This is a genomic window from Paraburkholderia sp. EG304 (assembly GCF_046543485.1).
Classification (GTDB): Bacteria; Pseudomonadota; Gammaproteobacteria; order Burkholderiales; family Burkholderiaceae; genus Paraburkholderia; species Paraburkholderia youngii.
On record NZ_JBKGUA010000153.1, the window covers coordinates 1 to 3,726 of the forward strand.

The 3,726-nt window shown below is 68.1% G+C and carries 2 protein-coding genes; both read right to left on the reverse strand.

Translation table 11 applies throughout. The features are described 5' to 3' along the window. On the reverse strand, positions 1-2,903 hold a 2,903-nt coding region (locus ACLFKU_RS42660; RefSeq protein WP_410853248.1), incomplete at its 3' end, for a filamentous hemagglutinin N-terminal domain-containing protein. A gap of 273 nt (positions 2,904-3,176) precedes the next feature. Next, the coding region (locus ACLFKU_RS42665) for a FecR family protein (protein WP_410853249.1) at positions 3,177-3,726 on the reverse strand (550 nt) is incomplete at its 5' end.

Below are 3,726 nucleotides of genomic sequence, written 5' to 3' on the forward strand. Positions count from 1 at the left end.
ATGTTCTGCCCTGCGGCCAGGGTGACGCTGCCGCCCTTGCCACCGGTCACCTCGCCGTCCTCGCCCATGGCCGCACCGGAGGACACGTCGATCACGCTGCCCTTGCCCAGGGCCACGTTGCCGGTGCTGCGCACCGCCACGCTGCCGCCGTCGAGGAACGGCAGTCCGCCGATGGCCGCCGGGTCCTGCGCCTGGTTGGTCCACAGGCCACGCGCGTCGAGGGTCACGCCATCGCCGACCAGTACCTGGTGCAGCAGGGTATCGCCGGGACGCGCGCTGATCGGCAGATCCTGCCACTCGATGCCGCTGGAGGTACGCTGCACGACCATGTCACCCAGCGCGATGCTGCCGCCCCGGGCGCGCAGGTCGGCGTTGATGCGGACATCGCTGGCATGCAGGGCGATCGTGCCGCCCAGCGCAACCTCGAGCGCCTGGCCGACATCGATGCCGGCGTGCGCGTACACCTCCACGCCGCCGAAGCGTTGCGCGTTGAGCCAGGCTGCGTCGAGATCGATGACGTCGATGCCGGAGCCACTGGCTGCATCGCCACCGATGGCCACATGTTCGGCCAATGCAGCCGGACCGAAACGCTGCTGGCCGCTGTCCTTGTCGTAGTACGGCAGGTAGCTGCCGATCACCAGTTGACCCTGGCGTGCAACGCTGGTCTGTCCCTGCTGGTAGCCATCCAGCGCGGCATCGCGGGCGCGTTGCTGGCGGTCGCCCTGGAAGGTGGTGGTATCCACGTCGCCCTGCAGCTGCGCTGCGCGGGTGGCGACGATCAGCCGGCCGGCATCGCGGCCCACGGTGTAGCCGTTCTCCAGCCGGCGCTGTGGTGCGATCAACGGGTTGTAGTAGAACTCGGTATTGCCCCAGCGCGCGTGGGTATCTTCGAACCCGCGGTACAGACCGCTGTAGAGCAGATCGCCCGGCGCGGTGGAGGCGTTGTAGAGCTTGCCGTCGGCGCCCTTGAGGTGGGTCAGGTTGACGTAGCCGGTCTGCACGTCCAGCGCGCCACCGGAGAGGTTGATGCTCGAGCCACGCTGCGTTGTCACGTTGCCGCCGGCGAACTGCACGGTCCCGCCCTGCGCCGACCACTCGCCGATGCCATGGCCGGTCACCCCCAGATAGCCGCCGACTTCCAGCAGGCCACCGGCGGTGTACCAGCGATCGGTCTCATAGCCGTTGGTGCCGGCCGGAACCAGGACCAGATCGCGTCGGTCGAGCCAGATGTTCCTGCTGTTGAGCGATTTGTCGTCACGGTTGAGCGCGGCGTCACGCTGCTCGTTGCCCTGCACGTTGATCTGGACGTTGTTGGCCTCCATCGCGATCTTGACCCCGACGTAGCCGGCCACGTCCAGGCGGGCGCCCTCGCGGACCTCGCTGTCGGCGGCGTCGACGAAGATCTGCCCGCCCGTCGCCAGCGTCAGGCTGTCGTCATCGAAGGCGACCTTGCCGCCGGTGCTGATCTGCACCAGCGACTGGTCGCGGCGATGGGCGATACCGTCGCCGACCTTGTCCGATTCCTGCACCAGCGTTTCGCGCTGGACGTCCAGCGCGGTGGTGGCGCTGGCATCGAGCACGATCGCGGTGGTGCTGCCCTGGTCCAGCAGGACGCTACCGGTGGTGTCGGCGCGTTCGTTCTGCAGGTGTACGGTGCCGCGGGTATGCACCGAGCTGGTCGAGATCAGTGCCCCCTGCTGGCGCACGTCATGGCCGGCCAGGGTGATGTCGCCGGTGCTGGCCTGGATCAGGCCGCTGTTGCTGACCACGCCACTGGCGGTGGCCACCACGGCATCGGCTGCCACCGGCCTGCGCAGCGTGGTGACGACGTTGCCACGGGTGGTGGAGGTCTGGTTCTGGTCGGTGCCCATGCCCTTGCGGATCACGAACGCATCGCCGGCGGCCAACGTGGTCTGGCCGTTGGCGGTGGTGATCTGGCCGTGGTTGTGCACCTGGCGGCCGAGCAGCAGCACGTAGCCGCCGCCTTCGGTGACCGAGGTGGGCACCGCCGTGGTGATCTGCGCGCCGCGCTCGACCACCACGTCACCGGTGGCCGCACCGTGGGCGAAGCCATTTGTGGTGGTGGTCAGTTCGTTGCCGAAGGTCGGGATGAAGGCACTGCCCTGCGCGTCGCTGTACAGCCCCTTGCGGAACTGCGCGTCGCTGATGTTGACCGCCGAGGCGGCCAGGTTCTTGACGTTGACCTGGCTGCTGCCGTCGAACACCACGCCATTGCGGTTGACCAGCATCACCGTGCCCTGGCCCTGGATGCGGCCGAGGATCTGCGACGGGAGCGCGTTGGGATCATTGACCCGGTTGAGCAGCGACCAGCTCGCCTGCTGGTCGAAATCGACCACGGTGTTGCGGCCGACGTTGAAGGTCTCCCAGTTGAGGATGGCCTTGTCGCCGGTCTGGGCGATGCTGACGGTGGTGGTGCCGTCCTTGCTGCTCTGGGTCGGGGCGCTGGCGTTGAACCAGCCGCGCGTCAGGGCATCGTCATCGATCTTCAGCCCGCCCTCGCCCAGGCCATCGGGCACCTGGCCGGCGCGCAGCCGCGCGGCATCGCGCGCGGTCTGCTGCATGCGCTGCTGCATGGCGATCGCCTGAGCGGCCGTGTTGAGGTTCTCCAGCGAGGTTTTCAGCGTGTCGCGGGCCTGCTGCGCCTGCTGGTCGGTACGCACCAGGTTGGACGGCATGCCGTTCGGCAGGCGACCGGTCTGCGCGGCGGTCTGCTGCTGCGCGCCCTTGTTGGCGAACCATGCCGGGCTGAAGGCCTGCTGCGCGTTGACGCCTGCCGCGACACCACCGGCCATCAGCAACACCGCGATGGCCTGCGACAGCGCGCGCACCTGCGGCACCTGCGGGGTCGTGCATCCGATCGAACCGCTCTGCTGCTTCACCATCGCTGTCACCCGTCGCAATATCGTTCGCTGATAAGGGCAAGCGCATGCTTCCGTCCTGCAGCGCGATCCCGTCCATGGCAGGAGCGAGCGTGGCAGTGCAATGCGATGCGCTTGTTACGAGGGATAAGACGGGAGCCGGTGACAACGACTGAACCGTTGCAACAAAAAATTCATCTGCACACGACGCCATCGCGATGCAGTGCCTCCTCGTCATGCCGGTGTCATCACCGCGTGCTTGGATCACGCGCGATCACGCACTGCGCGACGCGCTGATCAACTCAGCAGAACGACTCCACCGGGCATGCTCACCACCTTCGCGCCATAGGCGTCGCGCACCAGATCGATGAAGGTATCGATATGGGCCAGTGGAATGCGCGCTTGCACCCGCCGTGCCGGCAGTGCGCTGCCGGTTAGCACGATACGGCCGGTGCGGTAGCGGTTGATTTCGTCCACCACGTCCTGCAGCGGCTGATCGTCGAAGACTAGCCAGCCGCGTCGCCACGCGTCGATGCCGTCGGTCGGCACCGGTGCCACGGAGGCGATCCGGTCCGCTGTCAGGCGTGCCTGCCACGAGGGCTGCAGCACCACGGTGCGCGTGCCACGCACCAGTTCGGCCCGCCCGGCCAGGCAGGTGATGCGGGTGTCCCCGCCGACGCAGCGCACATTCACCCGCGCGCCCGGCGCCGGCATCAACCGGGCACTGTCGACACCGATCACGAAGCCGGTGGCCGCCGACGCCGGCAACGCGAACTGCGCTTCGCCCTCGGTCACCACGATCCCGGCCGAACCGTCGGCGGCCACCGGCTTCGTGATCGGTGTCGAC